The sequence below is a fragment of the Hydrogenophaga sp. genome (assembly GCF_026125825.1).
In the GTDB taxonomy this organism is placed as follows: Bacteria; Pseudomonadota; Gammaproteobacteria; order Burkholderiales; family Burkholderiaceae_C; genus Hydrogenophaga.
On the sequence record NZ_JAHCKK010000042.1, the window covers coordinates 13,291 to 37,042 of the forward strand.

The following is a 23,752-nucleotide window of genomic DNA, read 5'->3' on the forward strand; positions in this document are numbered from 1 at the left end:
TAGCTTGCGGTGGCTGTAGCTCAGTTGGTAGAGTCCAGGATTGTGATTCCTGTTGTCGTGGGTTCGAGTCCCATCAGCCACCCCAGATGATTCCCCCAGGAAAAAGCCCGGCTAGCGCCGGGCTTTTTTTGTTTTTGGTGGCCATCTTTCCAGCACGCCTGGCGCCTCAGTATCCCCCATGAGGGCGGTGAAACTTCAGGGTGTGCCTTTCGGCATCCGACCCAGATCGCGCAGCACCGCGAGGTGGCGCACGGGGTGGACGCGTTCCATGCCCTGGCGGGTGAACGCATGTCCTCGAAGCTGACCCTCGACCCCATACAGAGCGCCGTGCTCGGCAGCACTGGCGCAGTGCTCCCCGCAGCGGCTGCTGCAGGCGGTTCAGCACCGGGCGCTGCTGCCGCTGGCCTGTCGCCCCAGCCACCCGCCTGCGGGGCATTGCCTTAGCGAACGGCGCCCAAGCCCTCCGTGAAAAGGCCTGCCCGTGGCATGGGCGTGGCGAAGGTACGCAAGGGCAATTAGAAGAAATGGACGCGCCCCTACTCCTTGTAGGAAGGGTCGGTGCGGTCGAGCAGACGCAGCAAGGCTTGCCAGTCCCGTCCCTGGATGTAGGACGGTGAGCCATCGAATTGCGCGATGGCGTGTCGGCACACCTCTTCAGCGGGGCAGATGAGTTTCTGGGTGCCCGAGGTGGCGGCGATCTGGATCTGGCAGGCGCGTTCCAGGTAGTACATCAGCTCAAACGCCTCCGGTACAGTGCGCCCCATGGTCAGCAGACCATGGTTGCGCAGGATCAGCACGTTTCGGTCGCCCACGTCGGCCACCAGTCGCTGCTGCTCGTAGTTGTTCAGGGCGATGCCTTCAAAGTCGTGGTAGCAAAGCTGCCCATACACGCGCATGGCGTGTTGCGAGATGGGCAGCAGCCCATCCTGTTGCGCCGCTACCGCCACGCCGGCAGCGGTGTGTGTGTGCAGGACACAACCCACATCCGGTCGCGCGCTGTGGATGGCGCCGTGAATCACAAAGGCCGCGGGATTCACGTCGAGCTGCACGTCTTCGGCCAGGTGGCCGTGCACGTCCACCCTGACGAGGTTGGAGGCCGACACCTCTTCGTAGAGCAGGCCGAAGGGGTTGATGAGGTAGTGTTCGTGCGACCCTGGCACCCGCGCAGAGATGTGGTTGTAGATCCAGTCGGTCATGCGGAAATGGGCCATGAGCCGGTAGCAGGCAGCCAGTTCCACCCGGGCCGCCCATTCCTCGGGCGGTACCTGTTGGCGAAGTTGTTGGCGCTTCTTCAGCAAGACAGCCAGTTCGTCGTTGTTCAGCATTTTCGGTCTTTCATCGTGGGCGGTGCGCAGTACCGCACTGCGCGTGCTGGAGGTCATTCGGCGGAGATGCCTTTTTGCTGAATCAGCTTGGGCCAGTAGTCCGCATCCTGTTTCCATTGCAGCGCCATGGCGGCGGTGTCGGCGGGCGTGGGCAGCAGGCCGAGTTCCAGCAGGCGGCCGTTGACCGACGGGTGGGCCACCGCCTTTTGCAGCTCCGCGCTGAGCCTGGCGATCACGTCTTTGGGCGTGGCGGCAGGAACGACGATGCCTTGCCAGGGCAGCATTTCCATGTCGGCATAGCCCAGTTCGATGAGCGAAGGTACGTTGGGCAGCGAGGCGAGACGGGCCTTGCCGAAGGTGGCAAGGGGTTTGATCTTGCCGGCCTTGATCATGGGCATAGCGGCGACGGTGTCCACCACCAGCAGCGGAATCTGGCCGCCCAGCAGGTCCTGGAGGGCGGGTGCGGCGCCGCGGTAGGGTGTGTGGATCACGTCGAGCTTGTTGCGGTCCTTGAGCATTTCCATGGCGAGGTGGTGAGGGCCTCCTACACCAGGCGAGCCGTAGCTGAGCTTGCCGGGGTTGCGTCTGATTTCCTCGATGAGCTGGCGCGCATCGGTGAGGCTGGAGCTGGCGTTGACAGCCAGCAACAACGGAAAGCGGCCCAGCAGAGCCACGGGAGCAAAGTCCCTGGAGGGCTGGTAGCTGAGCTTCTTGAACAGGGCTGTGTTGTAGACCAGGGTGCCGCCGTCAACGCTCATCATCGTGTAGCCATCGCCTGCGGCCTTCGCGGTGGCATCGGCGGCAATGACCGTGGCACCCCCGGGGCGGTTTTCGATCAGCACCGGTTGCTCCAACTGGCTCGCCAGTTGCGCGCCGACCATGCGGGCCAACGCATCGGTTCCGCCGCCTGCCGCATAGCCCACCACCCACTTGATGGGCTTGGTGGGATAGGGGTCGGCGGCCAGGGCGGTGATGGCCAGCGACGCGATGAGCGCGGCGCCGAGCGGTCTGAAGGGGGCCATGTGTGTCTCCTGGTGGTGCTGGTTGGGGTGTGGCGCAGTCTAGGGACAGCCCCGTCGAGCGGGGCATGCCGTGTGGGCCCTGTGCCATACCGAATCGGCATGTGGGGAAGCCGAAGCAGACTAAGATCCGATCCCATTCCACCCTGGCCGCGGCCATGCCTTCCATGCTGTTGAATCTGCGCGAACTCCATGCGTTTGAGGCGGTGATCGATGCGGGCTCCCTGAGCAAGGCGGCGGAGAGCCTGCACATCACGCAACCGGCGCTCAGCCGGATCATCCGGCGGCTGGAGGAGCAGCTCGGCGTGGTTTTGTTCGAGCGGCACCCCTACGGCGTGGCGCTGACGGAATTCGGCCGGCGGCTGGAGCCTCATGCGCGGTTGATGCTTTCGGAGTCTTCGCGCGCTGTGCAGGAAGTCGATGCCATGCGCGATCGGCCCGGCGGTGTGGTGCGCTTCGGTGCGGTGGTCAGCGCACTGGCCAGCTTCGTGCCGGGGGTGGTGGAGCGCCTGCTGGCCCGCTTGCCGGGGGTGCAGGTGGTGCTGGTCGAAGGGCTCTCGGAAGATCTGCTGCAGCAACTCGCTCGCGGCGAGATCGACCTGGCCTTGGCGTTTGCCGTGCCCACCTCCGATGACATCACCACTGTCTCGCAGAGCGAGTGGCAGGAGGGTTGTCACGTGGTCACGGGGGCCACCCACCGCCTGTGCGGACGCCGGGATCTGCGCTTGGAGGACCTGCTGGGCGAGGCCTGGGCCCTGGCTCCAAGAGGAACCCAGCCGCGCGACGAGCTCAAGCAGCTTTACCTGGAGCATCACCTGCCGCCGCCGCAGGCCGCCGTGGAGTCCCGCTCCATGGCGGCTTTGCGCCAATTGGTGGCCGGGGGCTCATTCCTTGGCTGGATGCCGCGCCAGCTCGTGAGCTCCCTGTCCGGAACGGGTGACGGTGCGATCCGCATCCTGCATCTGGAGGACGCTCGATCCGTGCGTCGATTTGCCCTCTACCGCCGCCGCGAGGGCACGCTGACCCCGGCCACACGGGCGCTTCTCGACGAACTGCTGGCCTACATCCGCACGTTGTAGCGCTGCGAGCGACGGGTCAGGCTTCGCGCATGGCCTGCCTGATGCTGCGGGCGGCCTGGGCCACCAGAGGCCCCACGCGCTTTTCCAGCAGGGTTTTGCTCAGTTGCTGTGAAGGGCCCGCGCAGGAGAGCACGAAGATCTCCGAGCCTGTCACGATGGGCACGGCTGCTGCACTGAGCACGCCGCCGCGCACGCGGCGGGACACGACGAAGCCCAGCCGCTTGTACTCGGCATGGACGCGCTCCACATCAGCACGGTAGCTGGTCCAGTCCACGGAGGCCATGCGTTGCACGTTCTTCAGGATGGCGGTGCGTTCATTGGCCGCGGCGGCGACCAGGTAGGCCAGCCCCAGTGAGGTGGTCTCCATCGCCAGCAGGTCACCCACGGCTTTGTTGATGGTGATGGTGCTGACGGGCGGGCGGACCACTTCCAGCAGCAGCATGTGGGCATGCTCCCGAGTGGCCAGCAGCACGGTGACGTCCAGCGTCTGGGCCAGTTGCCGCATGAGCGGGGCGGCGATGCGCTGGATGCCATGCTTCTGCATGGTGATGGAGCCGAAGTTCAGCGTTCGGCCGCCTACCCGGTATTTGCGAACCTGGTCGTCGAACCGGAGGTAGCCCAGTTTTTCCAGGGTGCCCGTGAAGCGCGACACCGTCGCCTTGGGCATGCCGGTGATCTCGACCAGCTCCTGGTTGCCCAGCACGTCCGATTGCTCGAAGGCGGACAGGATGGACAAACCCTTGGCCAGCGAGGCGACGAAACCCCGGTCGTTCGGGTACGGATGGGTGGACATGCGCGTGGGTGTGCGGAGGGAAGCCAGGGCGGAAGTCGCCAGCCATGGTAGCGAAATGCCCGCCGCAGGCCATGGAACCGCCTTGAGTTCCGGCATGCGGAACTGTTGCGCATATCGATCGCCCGATTGCGGGCCGCTTCTTAGAGTTGCACCGCATGAACACCTACCGATTCCCTGACTACGAAGTGGCCGGCGATGCCGACACCACGGTTTTCCTGCTCCACGGCGCGTATGGCAGCCGAGCCTATTTCCGCCCGCTCATCCAGACGCTGGTCGAGGCCGGCTACCGCGTGGTCGCCTGGGACGCACCTGGCTACGGGCTGAGCCCCTTGCCGCAGGGTGGCTTGTCGATCGAAGGTTTGGCCGAAGCGGCCGCGCGTCTGATCGAACGCGAAGGCAGCCGGCGCAATGTGGTGGTGGGCCACAGCATGGGCGGCATCGTCGCGCCTCTGGCTTCGCTGCTGTCGCAGGGGCGGGTTCACGGCGTGGTGATCTCGGCCACGGTGGCCACCTTCTCGCGAAAGTCGGCGCAGGACAAGGCGACCTTCGCGGAGGAGCGCATCGGCCCCATCCGGCGCGGCCTGCCGTTCAAGGAGGCGGCCTTGCCGGTCATTCGCGGCATGCTGGCTCCGACCTCCTCCGGTCCCTTGGTGGACCTGGTGGTGGACGTGGCGTCCGGCATGCGGGCGGACACGTTCTGCGCCGCCATCGAGGCCATCGTCGGCTACGACGGCGAGGACAACCTCAAGGCGGTGAGCGTGCCGACGCTGCTGATCGCGGGTGCGCAGGACAAGGTGGGACGGCCAGAGGGCATGCAGTCGCTGACCGCACTCATTTCCAATTCGCGTTTTGTGTGCATCGACGGCGCCGCGCACTACGCCTTCGCGGAGCAGGCAGGCGCGTTCAACGCCGCGCTGCTGGGTTTTCTGTCCGAACTGCCTGACCCGCACGCCTGATACCCACAGAGAAAGAGAGCATCGACATGAGCACCGTCGTCAACACCGTTCACAGCACCCTCAAGCCCACCGACAACCCGTTTCTGAACGGTGCGTTCCGGCCCAATTTCAACGAGCACGTCGCGCATGTGGGAAGCCTGAAAGTCATCGGGGAAATTCCCAGGGACCTGGATGGCATCTACATTCGCAACACGCACAACCAGGTGCACGAGCCCATGGGGATCTACCACCCCTTCGATGGCGACGGCATGCTGCACTCGGTTCATTTCCAGAACGGCCAGGCGGCCTACCGCAGCCGCTTCGTGCGCACCACCGGTTTTCTGGCGGAGCAGGCGGCCCAGGCGTCTCTATGGACCGGCATCCTCGAGCCGGACAAGGGCGCGCGGCGCGGCTGGGGTGCGATGGGGTCGATGAAGGACAACGCGGGCACCGACATCATCTGCCACGCGGGCAAGCTGCTGGCGACGATGTCGCAAGGCAGCGAGCCCTGGCGCCTGGACCCGATCTCCCTGGACACGCAAGGCCCCGATGCCAACTGGGCCCGGCACGTCATGCCGCACGGCATCGGGTCGCACTACAAGGTGGACCCGCAGACCGGCGAGATGATGTTCTTCAACTACCCGGAGGTCTGGCCCTACATGCACTACGGCGTGGTGGACCGCGACAACCAACTCGTGCACTACGTGCCCGTGGAACTGCCGGGCGCGAGGTGGCCGCACGATCTGGGCATCACGAAGAACTACACCATCCTGCACGACACGCCGCAGTTCTTCGATCCGGAGTTGCTGAAGAAGGGGGTGAGAAAGCTGGCGTTCCACCCCGAGCTGCCCGCCCGCTTCGGGGTCATTCCGCGCCGGGGTAGCGGGGCCGATGTGAGGTGGTTCGAAGCCACGTCGTGCCACATCCTGCACCTGTCCAACTGCTACGAGGACGGCGACGAGATCGTCATGGACGGCTGCATCATGCCCAGGCCGGTGATGCACCCGGTGGGCAAGACCGAGGGAGGCGACGTCTATGCCCGCATGAAAGCGCGCCTGGACAAGCACAACAACCCGACCATGATGCACCGCTGGCGCTTCAACCTGCGCACGGGGCAGACGACGGAACAGTACCTGGACGACGAGATCACCGAGTTCCCCGTGGTGAGCAACGACTACGTGGGCCGGCCGTACCGCTACAGCTACAACATCCTCTACCAGCCTGGCGAGTGGTTGTTTTGCGGCTTGAAGAAATTCGACCTTCAGACCGGGGCCACGCAGCGCTTTGAGTACGGGCCCGGCCGCTATGGCAGCGAGCCCCAGATGGCGCGCCGGCTGGGTGCGACGGGCGAAGACGACGGCTACCTGCTGGTCTATGTCACCGACATGGTGCAGGACCGCTCGGAAGCCCTGGTGTTCGATGCCTCCGACATCGCCAGGGGACCCGTGGCCACGGTGATCCTGCCCGAGCGGATCTCGGTGGGTGTGCACGCCTGCTGGGTCGAGGGTGATCGCATCCACGGCGAGCACCGCGACAGCCGCATGCTGCCCTGAGGAGGAAGGCCATGGACATCGTCTTCCTGCCCGGTCTGAACAACACCGGCGACGTTTTCCGCGACGTGAGCGCCGCACTGCCGGCCCCGTTGCGCAGCCATTGCCCTGACCTCCCAGCGCTGGAGCGCATCGAAGCCCTGGCCGATGCGGTGCTGGCGGTGGCGCCAGAGCGTTTCTATCTGGCCGGTTATTCGTTCGGCGGGTATGTGGCCCTGGGTGTGCTTGAAAAAGCGCGCGAGCGCGTGCGGGGCTTGTGCCTCATGGGCTCCAGCGCCCGTGCCGACTCCGAAGCGCAGAAGGCCAAACGGCAGCAGGCGATCCGGTCGCTCGACCCTGCCACGTATGTCGATGCGGCGTCTTCGTCGGTTGCCCCGTTCCACCCGGACAACCGCCAGCGAGCCGATCTTGTGGCGCGCCGCCGCGAGTTGGCATCGGCCTACGGCGCCCAGCGCTACCTGGCGCACGTGCGTGCCACCATGGACCGCAAGGACCGCTCGCACCTGCTGGACGGGGCCGTGCCCACGCTGTGGCTCGCGGGCTCGCACGATGCGGTCGTGCCGGTTCAGCAGCAGTCCGAGGAGGCCGCCCAGGCCGGGCACTGCCGGTACTTGGAGATCCCGGGCGCGGGGCACCTCCTGCCGCTGGAGCAGCCGCAGGCGGTGGCCCATGCCCTGGCATCCTGGATCGTTCGCACCCCATGAGCCCCACCACACCCATGGCCATGGATGGCATCCGCGTGCTCGACCTGACCCAGGGCATCGCCGGCCCCTACAGCACCATGCTCATGGCGGCGCACGGGGCCGAGGTGATCAAGGTCGAGCCCCCGGGTGGGGACTGGATCCGGCACGCGCGCAACCAGATCCGGGGGCACGCGCCGGCGGCCATTGCCGTCAATGTGGGCAAACACAGCATCCAGCTCGATCTCAAGAACGAAGATGAACTCGCTCTTGCGCAACGCATCGCCCAGACCTGCGATGTGGTGGTCGAGAGCTACCGGCCTGGCGTGGTCGAGCGCCTGGGGCTGGGCGCCCAACGGCTGTGCGGAGACCGGCCCACGCTGGTCTATTGCTCGGTCACGGGTTTCGGACGCAACAGCCGGCTGCGCGACCGGCCCGTCATCGACCACGTCGCGCAGGCCTACTCGGGCTGGATGCACGTCAACGCGGACGAGCGCGGCATGCCTCAGCGCACGCGCAACGTGGTGCTGGCGGACCAGATCACAGGTCTGTATGCCTACCAGGCCATCTCCAGTGCCTTGCTCCGCCGCTTCCGCTTTGGCGTGGGGCAGCAGCTGGAGGTCACGCTCGCGGGCGCCATGGCCGCGTTCCTGGCGCCGCGCATCATCTCGAGCGCGCTCAGCGACGGCAAGGTGGGCAACGCGGAATTCACGGCGCCCACCGGGGACTACCCGACCCGCCAGGGGACCCTGGTCGTGGCGGTGCAGAAACCGGCCGATGTGGAAAAGCTTTTCGCGCTGCTGGGGCAGGCGCAGGTGCTGCAGGACGTGCGTTTCTCGACGGTGGCCTCCCGGCTGCAGAACGCCGAGGCCCTGCGCCGCGAACTGGCCGCCGTCCTGCAAACCCGGACTGCAGCGCAATGGGAGCAACTGCTCGCGCCACAGGGGGTGATGGCCTGCGAGGCGCGGGACATTCCCCACTTCCTGGCAGCGCAGCGCAGCGACGGGCTCGATCTGATCGAGACCCTGGCGCTGCCCGATGCGGGGCCGTGTCCCCTGGTCAAAGTGCCTGGCGCGGCACCCTGGAATGGGCGCCGCACGCCACCCCGCTTTCCGCGGGTGGGCGAGGACTTGCAACACATCCTGGACGGGCTCGAGGCGACCGGCCCTGAGCCATCGACCGCCACGCAACACCGCATTGCATGATGAAAACAGACACCGTCACTTCCTTTTTCAACCGCACCCCGTTGCGCCTGCCTGTGGTGGCCGCGCCGATGTTCCTGGTCTCCGGCCCTGAGCTGGTGCTCGAAGCCTGTAAAGCTGGCATCGTGGGGGCGTTTCCCACGCCGAACGCGCGCCCGATCGAGACGCTGGAGTCGTGGCTGCTCGCCATCACGCAAGGGCTGCGGGAACACCGGCAAGCCCACCCCCATGCCACCTTGGGCCCGTGGGCTGCCAACGTCGTCACGCACTCGTCCAACGCGCGCCTGTCGCAGGACCTGGCCTTGATCGAGAAGTACCAGCCCCCGATCGTCATCACGGCGCTGGGCAGCCCCAAGCCTGCGCTGGAGGTGGTGCACGGGTACGGCGGCGTTGTGCTCGCTGACGTCGTCAACCTGCGCCTGGCCAAGAAGGCGGCTGACGCCGGCGTCGATGGCCTGGCCTGCGTCAGCGCTGGCGCGGGCGGGCACACCGGCTGGATGTCGCCATTCGCGTTCGTCCGCGCGCTGCGCGAGTTCTTCGACGGCATCGTCGTCATCGGTGGCGGCATTGCCGACGGCTACAGCGTGGCAGGCGCCACCATGGCCGGCGCCGATCTGGTCTACATGGGCACGCGCTTCATTCCCACACAGGAAAGCATGGCCTCGCCCGCCTACAAGCAAATGCTGATCGATTCGACAGCGGAAGACCTCGTCATCAGCAGCGGCATCACCGGCACCCCGGCGAGCTGGCTCAAGCCTTCGCTTCGTGCCGCGGGCCTGGACCCGGACGACCTGCCGCCCACACCGCCCCGCAACTACGACAGCAACCGCTCGTTCACCCAGCGCAAGTGGGTCGATACCTGGACCGCGGGCCAGGGGTTGGGCGCCATCAAGCGCATCAGCCCGGTGGCGGCGGTGGTGGACGAACTGGAGCGCGAGTACTGGGAGGCGGCCCGGCTCTGGCGCCGTTTCGGTCAGCGGGCGCAGGAAACCGCTTGACGGCCGTGCCGCCGGTGGTTGTGATGTTTTGAAATGCACCAAGGAGACAAGACGTGAAATTCTGGAAAAACTGGCTGGCGGTGGCGGCAGTGGCTTTGTCGGGTTCGGCCATGGCCGCCTGGCCCGAGCGGCCCATCACCTTGATCGTTCCCTTTCCCGCAGGGGGCCTGGCCGATGCGGTGAGCCGCTCGCTCTCCGAGGAGGTCGGCCGCATCCTGGGCCAACCGCTGATCCTGGAAAACCGGCCCGGGGCCAATGGCCGCATCGGCCTGGAGCAGCTCTCGCGCGCGCCCAAGGACGGCTACACCCTGGCCGCGACCGTGCCGGGCCTGATGATCTTCCAACCCCTCACGGAGAAGACCTACAAGTTCGACCCTCTGAAGGACTTCGAGCCCATCACGATCGCGGTGGACACGTACAACGTGCTGGTCACGCACCCCCGTGTGTCGGCCACGGGAGACCTGCGCGAACTCGTGGCGAAGGCCAAGGCCAACCCTGGGCAGATGAACTACGGCACCCCCGGCAGCGGCAGCAGCTTTCACTTCAACACCGTGGTGCTGACAGACAAGCTGGGCATTCAAGCCACGCATGTCTCCTACCGCGGAGAGGCCCCGGCCCTGATCGATCTGGCCGGTGGCTCGATCGAGTTCATGCTGGCCGGCCAGTCTGCGCGTCCCTACATCCAGGACGGCAAGATCAAGCCCATCGCCGTGACGTCCCGCCAGCGCGTGGCCATCCTGCCCAACGTCCCGACCTTCGCCGAACTCGGCGTCGATTTCCGCACGGATGGATGGGTGGGCTATGTCGCGCCTGCCGGCGTGCCCAGGGAGATTCTTGACCGGGTGAGCGAGGCCTTCCGCGCGGCGATCAAATTGCCCAAGGTCCGTGAGCAGATCGCCGCGATGGGCTACGAGCCCGTGGGCAACTCCCGGGAGGAATTCCGCGGCCTCATCAAGGACCGCCTGGAGCACTACCGGGGGCTGATCCGCTCGGGCGCTGTCAAGATCGATTGAGCCGGGCCGTCAGGCCGACGGTGCCTCTTCCAGCTGCGCGCGCAACGCGGCCACCTGCTCGCGCAGCGCGGCGTTCTCCTCCTGCAGCGCCGCGACCTTCTGGCGCAGGGCCGAGACTTCATCGGTGGCCGCGGCCTCGGCGGGTTCGCCGGCCGCATCGGCCTCAGGCGGCTTGCGGCGGGCCTCGCGCACGCGCTTGGCCGCAAGCCTGAGTTCGTCCTTGCCGGCCAATGCCGCGGCCTTCTGCTCTTCTGGCGGCAGGCTGGCCACGGCCGCGGCAGCATTGAGCGACACGGCCCCGGCCTTGAGCGCATCCACGAGTTCGGGTGCGGCCTGCTTCTGGAGCTTCTCGATCATCACCACCTGGCTGCTGCTCAGGCGCGCGGCCTTGGCGATGTCTTCGCGGCTGTGCAGCGGCCGGGGTTCGAGTGCCGCCACGATCGGGCTCTGCGGGGCCACAGGCGGGGGTGCCTCCTCATCGGGTGGCAGGTCTTCGGGCGCGGGCGAGGTGGCCAGGATGCGCGAGCGCCGCTCGGCCAGGATCTCGCGTTTGCGCAGGGCCAGCACGCCGCGCTGGAAGTCCGAGACGCTGCGTCGGCCCAGGTGCTGGTCGATCATCCACAGGTGCACGTCTTCCAGGCTCTGGAAGCGCGGGTTCTGCACGGTCTGGAAGGGCAGGCCGTGCTTCTGGCAGATGCCATACCGGTTGTGGCCGTCCACCAGCACGTCTCCCCACAGCACCAGCGCATCGCGGCAGCCCTCGGCGAGGATGCTTCGTTCCAGCGCATCGTGCTCGTCGGGCGTGAGGGGATCGATGTAGGCTTTGAATTCCGGGTTGACGGTGATCTGCATGGGGACGGGGCTCGGGGGGAAGAGGGTGGGGCGCGAATTGTAGAGCCGCAGGTGACGCCCGATGCCGCAGCGCCGTGCTAGAAAGAGATGGACCCAGCTTCGCGCATCGAACGGGCGATCTGTTCAACCTGGAGACACCCCATGCATGGCCTGATGCAAGACCGTCCGCTGCTGATCTCTTCGCTGATCGAGCACGCGGCCACCTTCCACCCCCGCACCGAGATCGTCTCGCGCCTGCCCGAAGGCACGGTGCACCGCACCGACTGGCTGGGCGTGCGCCAGCGCGCGCGCCAGGTGGCCAACGCCATGCGGGCCTTGGGCGTCGGGCAGGGCGATCGCGTCGGCACGCTGGCCTGGAACTCCTACCGCCACCTGGCGCTGTACTACGGCGTCTCGGGCAGCGGCGCGGTGCTGCACACTGTCAATCCGCGCCTGTTTCCCGAGCAGATCGACTACATCGTCAACCACGCCGAAGACAAGGTGCTGTTCTTCGACATCACCTTCGCGCCACTGGTGGAGCAACTCGCGCCGCGCCTCAAGAGCGTGCAGGCGTTCGTTGCCATGACCGACCGCGCGCACATGCCGGCCATCGACGTGCCCCAGCTGCTGTGCTTCGATGAGTTGCTCGACGCCCAGAGCACCGACTACCGCTGGCCCGAGCTGGACGAGAAGAGCGCCTCCTCGCTCTGCTATACCTCGGGCACCACCGGCAACCCCAAGGGCGTGCTGTATTCGCACCGGTCCACGCTGCTGCACACGCTCATGGAGCTCGCGCCCGACACCTTCGGCATCAGCTCGGCCGAGACGCTGATGCTGATCGTGCCCATGTTCCATGCCAATGCCTGGGGCGCGCCCTACGCGGCGGCCATGGTGGGCGCGCGGCTGGTGCTGCCCGGGCCGCATCTGGACGGCGAGAGTGTCTACCGGCTCATGCGCGACGAGAAGGTGACCTTCTCCCAGGGCGTGCCCACGGTCTGGATGATGCTGTTCCAGTACCTGGACAAGAACCCGCAGATCGACCCGCGCGAGCTGGGTGTCAGGCGCATCGGCATCGGCGGCGCGGCGGTGTCGCGCGCGGTGCTGGAGCGCTTCGAGAATCAGTTCGGCGCCGAAGTGGTGCAGGGCTGGGGCATGACGGAGACCAGCCCGATCGGTGTGATCAGCAAGCTGCTGCCCAAGCACGAAGGTATGGACCCCCAGGCGTTGGTGAAGGTCAAGCTCAAGCAGGGCCGCGGCGTGTGGGGCGTGGACCTGAAAATTGTCGATGCCGACGGCCGGGCATTGCCCTGGGACGGCGTGGCCTACGGCAATCTGATGGTGCGCGGCCCCTGGATCGCCAGCGGTTATTACCGGGGCGAAGGCGGCCCGGTGCTGGACGAAGAGGGTTTCTTTCCCACCGGCGACGTGGCGACCATCGACGCCGATGGTTACCTTCAGCTCGTGGACCGCGCCAAAGATGTGATCAAGTCCGGCGGTGAGTGGATCTCATCGATCGACGTGGAGAACGCTGCTGCTTCGCACCCGGGCGTGGCCGAAGCGGCGGTGATCGGCGTGGCACACCCCAAGTGGCAGGAACGGCCGTTGCTGCTGGTCGTGAAGCGGCCCGGTGCCGAGGTGGACCGCGAGGCGGTGCTGGCGCACCTGGCCACGCGGGTGGCCAAGTGGTGGCTGCCCGACGACGTGCTCTTCGTCGAGAGCCTGCCGCACACCGCCACGGGCAAGCTGCTCAAGACCAGGCTGCGCGAGCTCTACCGAGGCCACCCGCTGCCCACGGTGTGAACGGTCAGGCTTCCAGCAGCGAGGCGCGCAGGCGTTCGAGCGCCAGCGCGTCCAGGCCCATGGGGCCTTCGAGGTAGCGGTTCAGGCCGCCGAACTCCTGCTCGATGGTGGTGAAGGCCGCCTCGAGAAATGCCGGCTGCACGCTCCAGAGCACGTCCATCACGTGGGCCGGACCTCGCACTTCCACGAGCGGGCTGCGCACGTAGAGGTGGTTGGTGAGCAGGTAGTCGTGCACGATGTCGTCGCGCGCGACGCCCAGGGCGCTGAGCAGCAGCGCGGCCGCGAAGCCGGTGCGGTCCTTGCCGGCGGTGCAGTGGAACACCAGCGGCGTGGGCTGGTCGAGCAGGTGGCGGAAGAAGCGCGCGTACACCGGCGCGCCCTCGCGCGCGAAGCCCTGGTAGGTCTGGCACATCAGCGCAGCGGTCTCGTCTTCGGTGGGCACCTGTCCGGCGGCGAGCAAAGCCTGCACGCGGTGCACCACCGTGGGTTCGATGGACAGCGCCAGCGTGGTCAGGCCCGCGACCTCGGAGGACAGGGTGGTGCTCTCGGCCACGCCACGGAAGTCGATGCGGTGCGTGATGCCCAGGCCCTGCAGCTTGGCGAGGTCTTCGGGCGTGAGGCCCGCGAGGTGGTCGGATCGGTAGACGCGGCGCAGGCGCACGCGCCGCCCGTCCAGGCCGGCGTGTCCGCCGAGATCGCGGAAATTGGAGGCGCTGCTCAGCAGGCGCGGCGGGATGGCGTTGGTGGGCGGTGTCGACATGCGGCCATTGTCGCGCGCCGAGGATGTCAGGGTTTTTTGGTCGGCGCGGGTGCGGAGGCCACCGGCACGCAGGGGTCGGCCGAGGTCTTGTCGCCCTGTTCGATCAACGGGATCACGGCCGCCGCCGGGCCCGCCGCCGCACCCAGCGCCAGGGCGCCGAGCAGGCGGCCCGCCAGGCGCCGGCCTTCGATGCCGACCTCGGGCTGGCCCAGCGTGCCGGTGACGGTGATGGGCGTGCGCAGCGACAGCGGCGACCAGTCCTTGGGTTTGGCGACCAGGCGCAGGGCCATCGATTCGTCGCGCAGGTTGACTTGGCCATCGATGCGCACGGTGGTGTCGCGGTTGTCGATGACCGCGAGCCGGGGTTCGAGCACACCGCCGCGAGCGACCAGGTCGAAGCGCGCGCAGTTCAGCGGCAGCGGGTGGTCGCCGCGGATCAGCACGCCCAGCGCCTGGGCCAGATCCAGGCCCATGGCCTCGGTGGCGAGGTGGGAGATGGTGCCGTCGCGCAGCGTCAGATCGATCGGCCCGTTCAGCGAGCCCAGGATGTCGGCCGTGGAGTTGCCCGCGCCGCGGACGTCCAGCTTGGCCGACAGCACGCCGGTGACGTAGGAGCGCACGGCCTGTTCACCGCCCTGGCGGGCCTGTTCGCGCTCCTTCTTCAGAGCCTTGGTGGCGTTGGCCGAGGGTGCGGGGGGCGCTGTGTCCTTGCGCATCCCGCGCATCCAGCCCGCGATGTCCACACCGGCGACGTCCAGCCGCGCCTGCCATTTCGCGGGCTGTGCGTTGGCGTCGAGCTCGGTCATGCCCTTGAACTGGCCGCCCGACACCGAGGCCTGCAGATCGTCCAGGCGCAGCACGCCCGCGTCCAGGTGAATGCGGGTCTTGAGCCCCTTCAGGGGCGCCATGGCATCGGTGCCGAAATCCACCTCATCGATGGCCACGCCGACGTCGGCATCCATCACCTTGAGCGAGGGCAGGTCGAAGCGGCGTTGCGGCAGCACGCGGCCCTGAGCCTGCTGCTGCGCGGGCACCTTGGCGGTGCCGCCCTCGCCACCGATCGCGGGCCCCAGATCGGCGAACGCAAGCTTGGGGCCGGTCAGCTCGCCCGTGAGCCGGCGTGGGCTGGTGAGCTGGTGAAAGCGCAGATCGCCCGCCAGGCGGCTGCTGCCGATGGTGGCGCGCGAAGCCTGCAAGCGCCACACGCCATCGGCCTGCGAGAGCCGGCCGCGCAGGTCGAAGGGCGGTGTCTGCGGCAGGGTGATGCCCAGGGGTCGGCCCACTTCGGCCAGCGAGCGCCCCTGGAACGACAGCGCACCATCGAGCCGGGGCGTGCCCAACAGGGCGGCGGCCTGGCCGTCGAACAGCAGCTTGGCCGAGGCCACCGTGCCGGCCACGCGCACAGGCACCCATTGCGCGTCGGGTGCAGCCATGGGGTCCTGCAGCAGGGGCAGGGTGCTGCCCGCGCGCACCTGCAGGTCCATCGGCATGGTGCGGTAGCGGCCTTTGAACGTGGCTTCGTAGCCAGACGCAGACCCGCTCACGGCCTCGCCTTCCCGGCCCTTCACACCGATGGCGAGATCGACGTCCTGCACCGCATCCTTCCAGGCAATCTGGCCCTGGCCGATCACGAGCGAACCGAAGCGAGGAAGGCCCCCGAGTGGATCCTGATCTTCCTCATGGCGGGGCTTGTCGTCCGGGTGGCCCAGTTGCCAGTTGGCATCGCCGCCTTCGATGCGCATCAGATGGGCATCGAGCTGATCCGCCTGCAAGCGCTGCAGCAGGAGGCGGTCTCCGCGCCGCCAGCGCCACAGGTCGCCCCAGTGCCAGGCCAGCGTGACCTGGCGCGCGTCGAGCAGGTGGGGCGCGCCGAAGCGCGCATCGGAGGCGATGCGCAGGTGCTCCACCTCCAGCCGCGGGCGCCACAGGAGATGGGTTCGCACCTGGCCCTGCATTTGCACGGGCACACCGGCGCCGCGCGAGGCGGCCTGCTCGATGGGCTGTCTGAGCACGGGCCAGCCGCTGAGCTCGCCCCACGCCACGCCCAGCGCGAGCAGGCCCAGCAGGCTGCCGGCGATCCAGAGGGTTCGGGAGCCTCGTCTCTTCGAGGGCGGAGGGGCGGTCTGAGGTGCGTTCACGCTTTATTGGAACGCAGCAGCCCAGCCAATGTTCGATTTCGGCCCGACGACGCGGCCTTGTCCTACAGGGCGGCCACCTTGCGCGCGCGGGTCGCTCGATAGAATCCAGATTCCGAATCTGAATGGGTTCTTCCATGCGCGATGCCCCGAGCGGAAACACCGTGTCGGACACGATGGAGGTGAATGACGAGACGCTTGCCCCCGATGCACGCTGGCTCTCACAAGGCGACGACTGGGTGTTGGAACTCAGCGGCGCCTGGCGCGGACACAGCGCCCCTCTCCCCGATCTTCCGGCCACCGGGAACGTGGGTGCCGTGCGCGTCCACGCCGACGGCCTGCGCTCGTGGGATGCGCCACTGGCCTCGGCCTTGTGGGTCCAGGTCGAGCCCCTGGCGCGCCAGGGCGCGAACGTGGACTTGCAGGGGCTGCCCGAAGGCCTGCAACAGATCCTGGGCCTCGCGCTCGACACGCCCCCACCCGCTGCCACGGGCACCACACCAGCACGCGGCCGTGTCGCCCGCCTGGGCGCTCGCGTCACGGCCTGGTGGGCGCTGCGCCGCAAGACGCTGACCTTCTTCGGCGAGGTGCTGCTGTCCCTGGGGCGCTGGCTGCGCGGGCGCAGCGACATGCGCGCCAGCGACCTCGCATGGCAGATCGAACAGACGGGTCCGCGCAGCCTGCCCATCGTGGCACTGGTGTGTTTCCTGGTCGGGCTCATCGTGGCCTACATGGGCGCGGCCCAGCTGCAGCGCTTCGGGGCGCAGAACTACATCGCCGATCTCGTGACGGTGGGCGTGGTGCGCGAGGTCGCGGCCCTGCTGGTGGGCATCGTGCTGGCCGGTCGCGTGGGCGCGGCCTTCGCGGCGCAGATCGGCAGCATGCGCGCCAACGAAGAGGTGGATGCGCTGGCCACCATGGGCGTGAACCCGGTGGACTTCCTGGTGCTGCCGCGCGTGCTGGCGCTGCTCATCGTCGGGCCCATGCTCACCGCTTTCGGCGCGCTGGTGGGCATGGCCGTGGGCTGGATGGTGGCGGTGGGCATCTATGGCGTCACGCCGCTGGAGTATGTGTACGCGAGCGGCCAGGCCATCACCCTGCCTCATGTGGTGGTGGGCCTGATCAAGGGCACCGCGTACTCGGTGCTGGTGGCCCTCGCCGGTTGCCTGCAGGGCATGGCCGCGGGGCGCAGCGCGCAGGCCGTGGGCGATGCGACCACGGCCGCGGTGGTGCAGGCGATCGTGTGGATCGTCGTGGTGGCGTCCGCGCTCACGGTGGTGTTTCAACGCCTGGATTTCTAGATGTCGGAACACCTGCCCACCCCATCCGCCACGCCCGAGCCCGGTGCCGAGCCGCTGGTGCGCGTGGAAAACCTGACCATGGCCTTTGGCAGCAACGTGATCCAGCGCGACCTGAGCTTTGAGATCCTGCGCGGCGAGGTGCTGGCCCTGGCCGGCGGCAGCGGCTGCGGCAAGAGCACCCTGCTGCGCCACCTCATCGGCCTGCAGGTGCCCGCCCAGGGGCGGGTGCTGTACGGCGAGCAGGATCTGTACGCGGCCGACGACAAGGAGAAGGGCGCGCTGCTGCGATCCTTTGGCGTGATGTTCCAGGCCGGCGCGCTGTGGAGCAGCATGACCGTGGGCGAAAACGTGATGCTGCCCATGCAGGTGCTCACCGACATGGAGCCTGAATGCCGCGAGCAGGAGGCGCGCTTCAAGCTCGCGCTCGTGGGGCTGGCGGGCAGTTTTGATGCCGAGCCCGCCACGCTCAGCGGCGGCATGCGCAAGCGCGCCGCGATTGCGCGCGCGTTGGCGCTCAACCCGCAGTTGCTGTTCCTGGACGAGCCCTCCGCCGGCCTGGACCCGCTCACCTCGGCCCACCTGGACGAGCTCATCGCGCACCTGCGCGATGACCTGGGCACCACGGTGGTGATGGTCAGCCACGAACTCGAAAGCATCTTCGCGCTGGCCGACCGCCTGCTGTTCCTGGACGCGCAAAGCAAGACCATGACGGCGCTGGGCCCCCCGAAGGAACTTCGGCAGAGCGGTCCGCAGGAGGTCCAGCGCTTCCTGCGCCGCGGTGCCACCGCCCCAGACAAAGAGGAAACCCCATCATGAAGCGCAAGGCCAACCCCACCCTCATCGGCACTTTCGTGGTAGCTGGCCTCGCGCTGATCGCGGTGGCCATCATCACGCTGGCCGGCAGCAGCTACTTCACCCGCAAGGAGCGCACCGTGATGTACTTCAGCGGCTCCGTCTACGGCCTGCAGGTCGGTGCACCGGTGGTGTTCCGCGGCGTGCGCGTGGGCAGCGTGGAGTCCATCGAGGTCTCTTACAACACCCAGACCGACGCCTTCTCCATCCCGGTGGTGGCCTCGCTCGACAGCGATGCCCTGCGCGGGCTCGATGGCAAGCATGGCGATGCCGCTTCCGATTCCGAGCTGGCGCTGCCCGCGCTGGTGGAGCGGGGCATGAGTGCGCAGCTCTCGATGCAGAGCCTGCTCACGGGCCTGCTCTATGTGGACCTGGACCTGCGCCCCAAGCGCGCGGCCACCACCCATGGCACGCGGCGCGGCCTGACCGAAATCCCGACCGCGCCCACCGCGATCCAGACTTTCCGCGACCAGCTCGAAGGCATTGACCTGCGCAAGATCACCGACGACCTGGCCGCCATTGCCGCCTCGGCCCGGGCGGTGATCTCGGGGCCGCAGCTGAACCAGGCCCTGAGCGACCTGGCCGAGATCACTTCGACGATCAAGCGCGTCTCGGAGCGGCTCGACAAGCGCCTGGACCCGCTGGCCAACGAATTGCAGCGCTCGCTCGCCTCCACCCGCAGCGCGATGGATGGCATGGAGAAGGCGGCGAAATCGGTGAACGAGAGTGCGGTGGGCTTCGGCCGCACGTCCGCGCGCGTGTCCGAGCTGCTGGCGCCGGACGCGCCGCTGGTGCAGAACCTGCAGCGCGCGGCCAACGAGGTGAGCCGCACCGCCGGCGCGCTGCGCGAGGCCACCGCCGGGGATTCGCAACTGATGGTGGGGGCCGACCGGGCGCTGGACGACCTCTCGCGTGCCGCCCGCGCCCTGCGCGACCTGGCCGAAGCCCTGGAACAACAACCCGATGCGCTCCTGCGGGGCAGAAAGGTCAACGAATGAACCACCCAGCCCTGAACCGACGCGGCCTGCTGGCCGCCCTGGGCCTGGCGCCCGTAGTGTTCGCCACGGGTTGCGCCGGGTCCGATGCGCCACCCACGCGCTGGTACGAGCTGCGCGCCGAGCCCCCCGAGCCTCGGCCGGCGCCCCGCCCGGGGGATGGCGCGGTGTGGGAAGTCTCCGGCCAGGTGCGCCTGCCCGGCTCGCTGGACCGGGATGTGCTCATGGTCTCCAGCGGCTCGGCGTCGCTGGTGCCGCTGCCGGGCCACCGCTGGGCCGAGCCGCTGCGCGAGAGCGTGCCGCGCCGCCTGGTGGCCGATCTGGCCTTGCTGCGCGGGGAAGGCCTGGTCTGGCGCGCGCCCGCGCCCTCGGGGGCGAACGTGGCGCGTCAGCTGCGCGTCGAGATCGACGCCCTGATGGCCGACAGCGGCCGGCGCGCCCTGCGCCTGCAGGCACGCTGGTGGCTCACCGACCTGCGCGGCGGCACCGTGCCGCCCATGCTGGGGCAGGCCGACATCGAGGTGCCGCTGGCCGACGGCTCGCCCGACGCCCTGGCGGCCGGCCATCGCCTGGCCGTCTGGCGCCTGGCGCAGCGCATCGCCGGGGGCTGAGCGGCCTGCGAGACGGTTCCAGGGGGCGCGTTCGTCGGCTGGATTTCAGTGCAGACGGTTCCTGTCGATAGGCCGGAGGTGATCCGATCATTTGCCTGAACCTCTCAATATGAACCTCTTTCGCCACATGACCGTGAACGCCAAGCTCTGGACCGGCGTTCTTGCCATCGTCCTCGCCTTGACCGCGATGCTGTCCTTCACCGGTGCCCGTTCCAGCGCCCTGACCCGCGAGGCCGACGAAGTCCTGGGCCGGATGTCGGACAAGACCGTGATCGCGACCGAGTGGGCCGGCCTGACCGAGACCAACGTGACGCGCGTGCAAGCCTCGATGCTGAGCACCGACCCGTCGATCGAGCAGCTCTACAAAGACGTCATCCCCGTGGGCGTGGCTTCCATTTCCGCGCTGCAGAAGCGGCTGGACGCCATGCCGATGAACGACGCCGAAAAGGCCCAGCTCGAGAAAATCGCCGGGCTTCGCCAGGCCGTGCTGGGCTCCCTGGCCAAGGCCAACGAACTGAAAAAGAACGGCGATGCGGCCGGTGCCGTGGCCGAGATCACGACCCGCTTCAACCAGGCCGTGCCGCCTTACGTGGCGGCCCTGCGCGAGTTCGCGCAGATGCAGGTGAGCATGCAGGCCGAGGCGCAGGTGAAGTTCGCGGCCCAGCGCGCGAGCAACCTGACCATGGCCAGCGTGCAGATCGGTCTGCTGATCCTGGGCATCATCGCGGGCGCCTTCTTCCTGATCCGCAACATCCGCACGCCGCTGCGCGAGGTGGTGGCCTTTGCCGAGCGCGTGGCCGGCGGCGACCTGACCGCGCGCATCCGCAACGACCGCCGCGACGAGTTCGGCGCGATGACGAAGTCCCTCTCGGACATGCGCGATCGCCTGGTGCACGTGGTGGCCGACGTCAAGCGCGGCACGGAGAACATCACGGTGGCGGCGCGCGAAATCGCCTCGGGCAACAACGACCTCTCGGCCCGCACCGAGCAGACCGCCGCCAACCTGCAGCAGACCGCGGCCAGCATCGAGCAGATGTCCGGCGCGATCCGCCAGTCGGCCGATTCGGCGCGCGTGGCCAACCAGCTGGCCGACGTGGCCGGCCAAAGCGCCCAGAAGGGCGGCCAGGTGGTCAACGACGTGGTCTCGACCATGGAGGAGATCAACCAGGCTTCGCGCAAGATCAGCGACATCATCGGCGTGATCGACGGGATCGCGTTCCAGACCAACATCCTGGCGCTGAACGCGGCGGTCGAAGCCGCCCGTGCCGGTGAGCAAGGCCGGGGGTTTGCGGTCGTGGCCGGCGAGGTGCGCAACCTCGCCCAGCGCAGCGCGCAGGCCGCCAAGGAAATCAAGGTGCTCATCGGCGCCAGCGTCGACAAGGTGACCGCCGGGACCGAGCTGGTCGGCCAGGCCGGGCAGACGATGGGCGAGATCGTGGAGAACGTGGTGCGCGTGCGCGACATCATCGGCGAGATCGCTTCGTCGTCGAGCGAGCAGGCCGAGGGCGTCAACCAGATCAACGCATCGGTGTCCAACCTGGACCAGATGACGCAGCAGAACGCGGCGCTGGTGGAAGAGAGCGCCGCCGCCGCATCGAGCATGAGCGACCAGGCGATGCGCCTGTCGGAGGTGGTGCGCATCTTCCGCGTGGATGCGGCCGACGCGGTCAGCTCGATCGCTCAGATCAACGCCAACGACCTGCACAAGCGGGGCAGTGCCGTGGCCGCCAAACCGGTGGCCGCTGCGGCTCCCGCCTCCGCCTCTGCCTCCGCCCCGGTGAAAGCGGCGCCCGCCCCTGCGAAGGCCACGGCCAAGGCCCCGGTGGCCAAGCCGGCCCCGGTCGCCCCCGCCCCCGTGGCGAAGGCCCCCAAGCCCGCGCCGGTGGCCGCGCCCGCGCCTGCCACGGCGGGTGGCTCGGACGACTGGGAATCGTTCTGAACCCGGAAGGCCGCCCGGCCTTCTTCAGTTCACCATCACCAGCTTGCCCTTGACCGAACGCGATCCCATGATCGCGTAGGCCTTGCGCAGCTCGCTCATGGGCAGCGTCTGGTCGATCACCGGCTTGACCTGGCCCTTGGCGTACATCCCGGCTAGCACCTGCATCATCTCGGCGTTGGCCTTGGGTTCGCGGCGCGCGAAATCGCCCCAGAACACGCCCACCAGGCTGGCGCCCTTGAGCAAGGTGAGGTTCAACGGCAGGGCTGGAATCGGGCCACTGGCGAAACCCACCACCAGATAGCGGCCGCGCCAGGCGATGGAGCGGAAAGCGGGCTCGGCGAAGTCGCCGCCCACCGGGTCATAGATCACGTCCGGGCCCTTGCCGTCGGTGAGCTGCTTGATCGCATCGCGCAGGCCCTCCTTGGGGGTGTGCACGCTGTAGTTGATGGTGGCGTCGGCGCCCAGCTGCTTGCACAGCTCGCACTTCTTGTCGCTCGATGCCGCGGCGATCACGCGCGCCCCGGCGGCCTTGGCGATCTGGATCGCCGCCGTGCCCACACCGCCGGCTGCGCCCAGCACCAGCACGGTCTCGCCCGCGCGCAGGGCGCCGCGGTCCATCAGGGCGTGCCACGAGGTGGCGTAGATCATGATGAAGGCCGCCGCATCCACCGCCGGGAAGCCCGGCGGCAGCGGCATGCACAGCGCGGCCGGCGCGATGGTGTGGGTGCCGAAGCCGCCCGTGCCGCTCAGGCAGGCCACGCTCTGCCCCACCTTCAGGTGCGTGACGCCGTCACCCACCGCGCGCACCACGCCGGCGTACTCCGAGCCCGGCACGAAGGGCAGGGGCGGCTTCATCTGGTACTTGTTCTGCACGATGAGCAGGTCGGGGAAGTTCAGGCTCGCGGCCTGGATCTCGATCAGCACCTCGCCCGCCTTGGGCGCTGGCGTGGGCAGTTCTTTCCAGGTCAGGGCGTCGACGCCGACGGGGTTTTCGCAGAGCCAGGCATGCATGGTGTGTCCTCGTTCAAATGGTCATGAAACCGTTCCATGATAGGCAGCGGGGGCCTTCTCCTGCAGCGGGTAAGCCCCTTGCGTGTCCCGGGCGTGACCAGGGCGATCCACCTAAAATCGCGGCAATGAAAATACTCATCTCCAACGACGACGGTTACCAGGCGCCCGGCATCGTGGCGCTGTATGAAGCCCTCAAGGGGCTGGCCGAGGTGGAGGTGGTGGCTCCCGAGCACAACAACAGCGCCAAGTCCAACGCGCTGTCGCTGCATTCGCCGCTGTACGTGCACACGGCCTACAACGGTTTTCGCTATGTGAACGGCACGCCGGCCGACTGCGTGCACATCGCGCTCACCGGTCTGCTGGGCTACCGGCCCGACCTGGTGGTCTCCGGCATCAACAACGGCGCCAACATGGGCGACGACACGATCTATTCCGGCACGGTGGGCGCGGCCATGGAGGGCTACCTGTTCGGCGTGCCCGCCATCGCGTTTTCACAGACCGAAAAAGGCTGGGGCCACCTGGACGACGCGGGCCGGATGGCCGCGCGCCTGGTGGCGCAATTGCTGCCTTCGTTGGAAAACGGGCCGCCGGCCGAGCCCTGGCTGCTCAACGTGAACATCCCCAACCGGCCGCTGGCCGAACTGCGCGGCTTCAAGGTGGCGCGGCTGGGCCGCCGGCACGCGGCCGAGCAGGTGATCTCGCAGACCAACCCGCGCGGCGACACCATGTACTGGATCGGCAGCGCGGGCAAGGCCAAGGACGACGCCGAGGGCACGGATTTCCACGCCTCGCTGCAGGGCTATGCCACCATCACGCCGCTGCAGGTGGACCTGACCGACCACGACCGCCTCGCCTACTGGGCGCCCACGGCCGCGAGCCTGTCCACCGGCGGTGCCAGCTCGTGAAGCGCGGTCTGCCCGTTC

At 68.2% G+C, this 23,752-nt stretch carries 21 protein-coding genes and 1 tRNA gene; 15 read left to right on the plus strand and 7 right to left on the minus strand.

The genetic code is table 11. The annotated features are described in order from the left end of the window. The first annotated feature begins 9 nt into the window (after positions 1-9). Positions 10-85 (plus strand) — tRNA-His (locus KIT86_RS14370). Positions 86-536: 451 nt separating this feature from the next. Here KIT86_RS14370 and KIT86_RS14375 read toward each other — a convergent pair. Beyond that, on the minus strand, positions 537-1,325 hold the full coding sequence (locus KIT86_RS14375) for a class II aldolase/adducin family protein (RefSeq protein ID WP_297399481.1): 789 nt from the start codon (positions 1,323-1,325) through the stop codon (positions 537-539). A gap of 53 nt (positions 1,326-1,378) precedes the next feature. Then, positions 1,379-2,347, minus strand: coding sequence for a tripartite tricarboxylate transporter substrate binding protein (locus KIT86_RS14380; protein WP_297399483.1), 969 nt, complete (start codon positions 2,345-2,347; stop codon positions 1,379-1,381). 155 nt (positions 2,348-2,502) lie between these two features. Between KIT86_RS14380 and KIT86_RS14385 the strand changes: the two genes are divergently transcribed. After that, entirely contained in the window at positions 2,503-3,423 is a 921-nt protein-coding gene (locus tag KIT86_RS14385) for a LysR family transcriptional regulator (RefSeq protein WP_297399485.1), read from the plus strand. 16 nt (positions 3,424-3,439) lie between these two features. On the opposite strand, the gene KIT86_RS14390 is transcribed toward KIT86_RS14385, so the two are convergent. Next, positions 3,440-4,216, minus strand: coding sequence for an IclR family transcriptional regulator (locus KIT86_RS14390; RefSeq protein ID WP_297399487.1), 777 nt, complete (start codon positions 4,214-4,216; stop codon positions 3,440-3,442). 155 nt (positions 4,217-4,371) lie between these two features. On the opposite strand from KIT86_RS14390, the gene KIT86_RS14395 reads away from it, so the two are divergent. From KIT86_RS14395 to KIT86_RS14420, 6 genes are read left to right on the plus strand one after another with little or no spacing between them, the layout of a single operon-like run. Beyond that, positions 4,372-5,172: an alpha/beta hydrolase gene (locus tag KIT86_RS14395; RefSeq protein WP_297399489.1), complete on the plus strand. Its 801-nt coding sequence runs from the start codon at positions 4,372-4,374 to the stop codon at positions 5,170-5,172. A 26-nt stretch (positions 5,173-5,198) separates the two neighbouring features. Beyond that, complete coding sequence (locus tag KIT86_RS14400; RefSeq protein WP_297399491.1) at positions 5,199-6,704, plus strand: carotenoid oxygenase family protein; 1,506 nt, start codon at positions 5,199-5,201, stop codon at positions 6,702-6,704. 11 nt (positions 6,705-6,715) lie between these two features. Next, on the plus strand, positions 6,716-7,405 hold the full coding sequence (locus KIT86_RS14405; RefSeq protein WP_297399493.1) for an alpha/beta hydrolase: 690 nt from the start codon (positions 6,716-6,718) through the stop codon (positions 7,403-7,405). Further along, entirely contained in the window at positions 7,402-8,586 is a 1,185-nt protein-coding gene (locus tag KIT86_RS14410) for a CoA transferase (protein WP_297399495.1), read from the plus strand. The genes KIT86_RS14405 and KIT86_RS14410 overlap by 4 nt, the downstream gene beginning before the upstream one ends. Beyond that, positions 8,586-9,581, plus strand: a complete 996-nt coding sequence (locus KIT86_RS14415) for a nitronate monooxygenase (RefSeq protein WP_297399497.1) — start codon at positions 8,586-8,588, stop codon at positions 9,579-9,581. Before KIT86_RS14410 ends, KIT86_RS14415 begins: the two co-directional genes overlap by 1 nt. 53 nt (positions 9,582-9,634) lie before the next feature. After that, positions 9,635-10,594, plus strand: a complete 960-nt coding sequence (locus tag KIT86_RS14420; RefSeq protein ID WP_297399499.1) for a tripartite tricarboxylate transporter substrate binding protein — start codon at positions 9,635-9,637, stop codon at positions 10,592-10,594. 9 nt (positions 10,595-10,603) lie between these two features. Here the strand turns inward: KIT86_RS14420 and KIT86_RS14425 are convergent, their stop codons facing one another. After that, positions 10,604-11,446, minus strand: coding sequence for a plasmid replication/partition related protein (locus KIT86_RS14425; protein WP_297399501.1), 843 nt, complete (start codon positions 11,444-11,446; stop codon positions 10,604-10,606). Between the two features lie 141 nt (positions 11,447-11,587). Between KIT86_RS14425 and KIT86_RS14430 the strand changes: the two genes are divergently transcribed. Continuing rightward, entirely contained in the window at positions 11,588-13,225 is a 1,638-nt protein-coding gene (locus KIT86_RS14430; RefSeq protein WP_297399503.1) for a 3-(methylthio)propionyl-CoA ligase, read from the plus strand. Positions 13,226-13,229: 4 nt separating this feature from the next. Here the strand turns inward: KIT86_RS14430 and KIT86_RS14435 are convergent, their stop codons facing one another. Together KIT86_RS14435 and KIT86_RS14440 are read right to left on the minus strand one after the other, a co-directional pair. Then, on the minus strand, positions 13,230-13,985 hold the full coding sequence (locus tag KIT86_RS14435; RefSeq protein ID WP_297399505.1) for a tyrosine-protein phosphatase: 756 nt from the start codon (positions 13,983-13,985) through the stop codon (positions 13,230-13,232). A gap of 26 nt (positions 13,986-14,011) precedes the next feature. Further along, complete coding sequence (locus tag KIT86_RS14440; RefSeq protein ID WP_297399507.1) at positions 14,012-16,123, minus strand: AsmA family protein; 2,112 nt, start codon at positions 16,121-16,123, stop codon at positions 14,012-14,014. A gap of 161 nt (positions 16,124-16,284) precedes the next feature. On the opposite strand from KIT86_RS14440, the gene KIT86_RS14445 reads away from it, so the two are divergent. The 5 genes from KIT86_RS14445 (at position 16,285) to KIT86_RS14465 (ending at position 21,818) form a co-directional block, all read left to right on the plus strand. Then, complete coding sequence (locus KIT86_RS14445; protein ID WP_297399509.1) at positions 16,285-17,421, plus strand: ABC transporter permease; 1,137 nt, start codon at positions 16,285-16,287, stop codon at positions 17,419-17,421. Next, positions 17,422-18,237, plus strand: coding sequence for an ABC transporter ATP-binding protein (locus tag KIT86_RS14450; protein WP_297399511.1), 816 nt, complete (start codon positions 17,422-17,424; stop codon positions 18,235-18,237). After that, positions 18,234-19,271: an MlaD family protein gene (locus KIT86_RS14455; protein ID WP_297399513.1), complete on the plus strand. Its 1,038-nt coding sequence runs from the start codon at positions 18,234-18,236 to the stop codon at positions 19,269-19,271. Before KIT86_RS14450 ends, KIT86_RS14455 begins: the two co-directional genes overlap by 4 nt. Next, positions 19,268-19,879: a membrane integrity-associated transporter subunit PqiC gene (locus tag KIT86_RS14460; protein ID WP_297399515.1), complete on the plus strand. Its 612-nt coding sequence runs from the start codon at positions 19,268-19,270 to the stop codon at positions 19,877-19,879. Before KIT86_RS14455 ends, KIT86_RS14460 begins: the two co-directional genes overlap by 4 nt. A gap of 109 nt (positions 19,880-19,988) precedes the next feature. Continuing rightward, positions 19,989-21,818 carry a methyl-accepting chemotaxis protein gene (locus KIT86_RS14465; protein ID WP_297399517.1) on the plus strand — a complete coding sequence of 610 codons (1,830 nt, stop codon included), beginning with the start codon at positions 19,989-19,991 and terminating at the stop codon, positions 21,816-21,818. Between the two features lie 24 nt (positions 21,819-21,842). On the opposite strand, the gene KIT86_RS14470 is transcribed toward KIT86_RS14465, so the two are convergent. Beyond that, the gene (locus KIT86_RS14470; RefSeq protein ID WP_297399519.1) at positions 21,843-22,829 is read right to left on the minus strand and encodes an NADPH:quinone oxidoreductase family protein; all 987 of its coding nucleotides are present in this window, start codon (positions 22,827-22,829) and stop codon (positions 21,843-21,845) included. A 125-nt stretch (positions 22,830-22,954) separates the two neighbouring features. Between KIT86_RS14470 and surE the strand changes: the two genes are divergently transcribed. Beyond that, positions 22,955-23,734, plus strand: coding sequence for a 5'/3'-nucleotidase SurE (gene surE, locus KIT86_RS14475; RefSeq protein WP_297399521.1), 780 nt, complete (start codon positions 22,955-22,957; stop codon positions 23,732-23,734). Positions 23,735-23,752: the final 18 nt, after the last annotated feature.

What these genes read in the sequence shown, in the direction of transcription:
- KIT86_RS14375 (WP_297399481.1), bottom strand. Translation starts at nt 1,325, where the DNA reads ATGCTGAACAACGACGAACTGGCTGTCTTGCTGAAGAAGCGCCAACAA.
- KIT86_RS14380 (WP_297399483.1), bottom strand. Translation starts at nt 2,347, where the DNA reads ATGGCCCCCTTCAGACCGCTCGGCGCCGCGCTCATCGCGTCGCTGGCC.
- KIT86_RS14385 (WP_297399485.1), top strand. Translation starts at nt 2,503, where the DNA reads ATGCCTTCCATGCTGTTGAATCTGCGCGAACTCCATGCGTTTGAGGCG.
- KIT86_RS14390 (WP_297399487.1), bottom strand. Translation starts at nt 4,216, where the DNA reads ATGTCCACCCATCCGTACCCGAACGACCGGGGTTTCGTCGCCTCGCTG.
- KIT86_RS14395 (WP_297399489.1), top strand. Translation starts at nt 4,372, where the DNA reads ATGAACACCTACCGATTCCCTGACTACGAAGTGGCCGGCGATGCCGAC.
- KIT86_RS14400 (WP_297399491.1), top strand. Translation starts at nt 5,199, where the DNA reads ATGAGCACCGTCGTCAACACCGTTCACAGCACCCTCAAGCCCACCGAC.
- KIT86_RS14405 (WP_297399493.1), top strand. Translation starts at nt 6,716, where the DNA reads ATGGACATCGTCTTCCTGCCCGGTCTGAACAACACCGGCGACGTTTTC.
- KIT86_RS14410 (WP_297399495.1), top strand. Translation starts at nt 7,402, where the DNA reads ATGAGCCCCACCACACCCATGGCCATGGATGGCATCCGCGTGCTCGAC.
- KIT86_RS14415 (WP_297399497.1), top strand. Translation starts at nt 8,586, where the DNA reads ATGAAAACAGACACCGTCACTTCCTTTTTCAACCGCACCCCGTTGCGC.
- KIT86_RS14425 (WP_297399501.1), bottom strand. Translation starts at nt 11,446, where the DNA reads ATGCAGATCACCGTCAACCCGGAATTCAAAGCCTACATCGATCCCCTC.
- KIT86_RS14430 (WP_297399503.1), top strand. Translation starts at nt 11,588, where the DNA reads ATGCATGGCCTGATGCAAGACCGTCCGCTGCTGATCTCTTCGCTGATC.
- KIT86_RS14435 (WP_297399505.1), bottom strand. Translation starts at nt 13,985, where the DNA reads ATGTCGACACCGCCCACCAACGCCATCCCGCCGCGCCTGCTGAGCAGC.
- KIT86_RS14450 (WP_297399511.1), top strand. Translation starts at nt 17,422, where the DNA reads ATGTCGGAACACCTGCCCACCCCATCCGCCACGCCCGAGCCCGGTGCC.
- KIT86_RS14455 (WP_297399513.1), top strand. Translation starts at nt 18,234, where the DNA reads ATGAAGCGCAAGGCCAACCCCACCCTCATCGGCACTTTCGTGGTAGCT.
- KIT86_RS14460 (WP_297399515.1), top strand. Translation starts at nt 19,268, where the DNA reads ATGAACCACCCAGCCCTGAACCGACGCGGCCTGCTGGCCGCCCTGGGC.
- KIT86_RS14465 (WP_297399517.1), top strand. Translation starts at nt 19,989, where the DNA reads ATGAACCTCTTTCGCCACATGACCGTGAACGCCAAGCTCTGGACCGGC.
- KIT86_RS14470 (WP_297399519.1), bottom strand. Translation starts at nt 22,829, where the DNA reads ATGCATGCCTGGCTCTGCGAAAACCCCGTCGGCGTCGACGCCCTGACC.
- surE (WP_297399521.1), top strand. Translation starts at nt 22,955, where the DNA reads ATGAAAATACTCATCTCCAACGACGACGGTTACCAGGCGCCCGGCATC.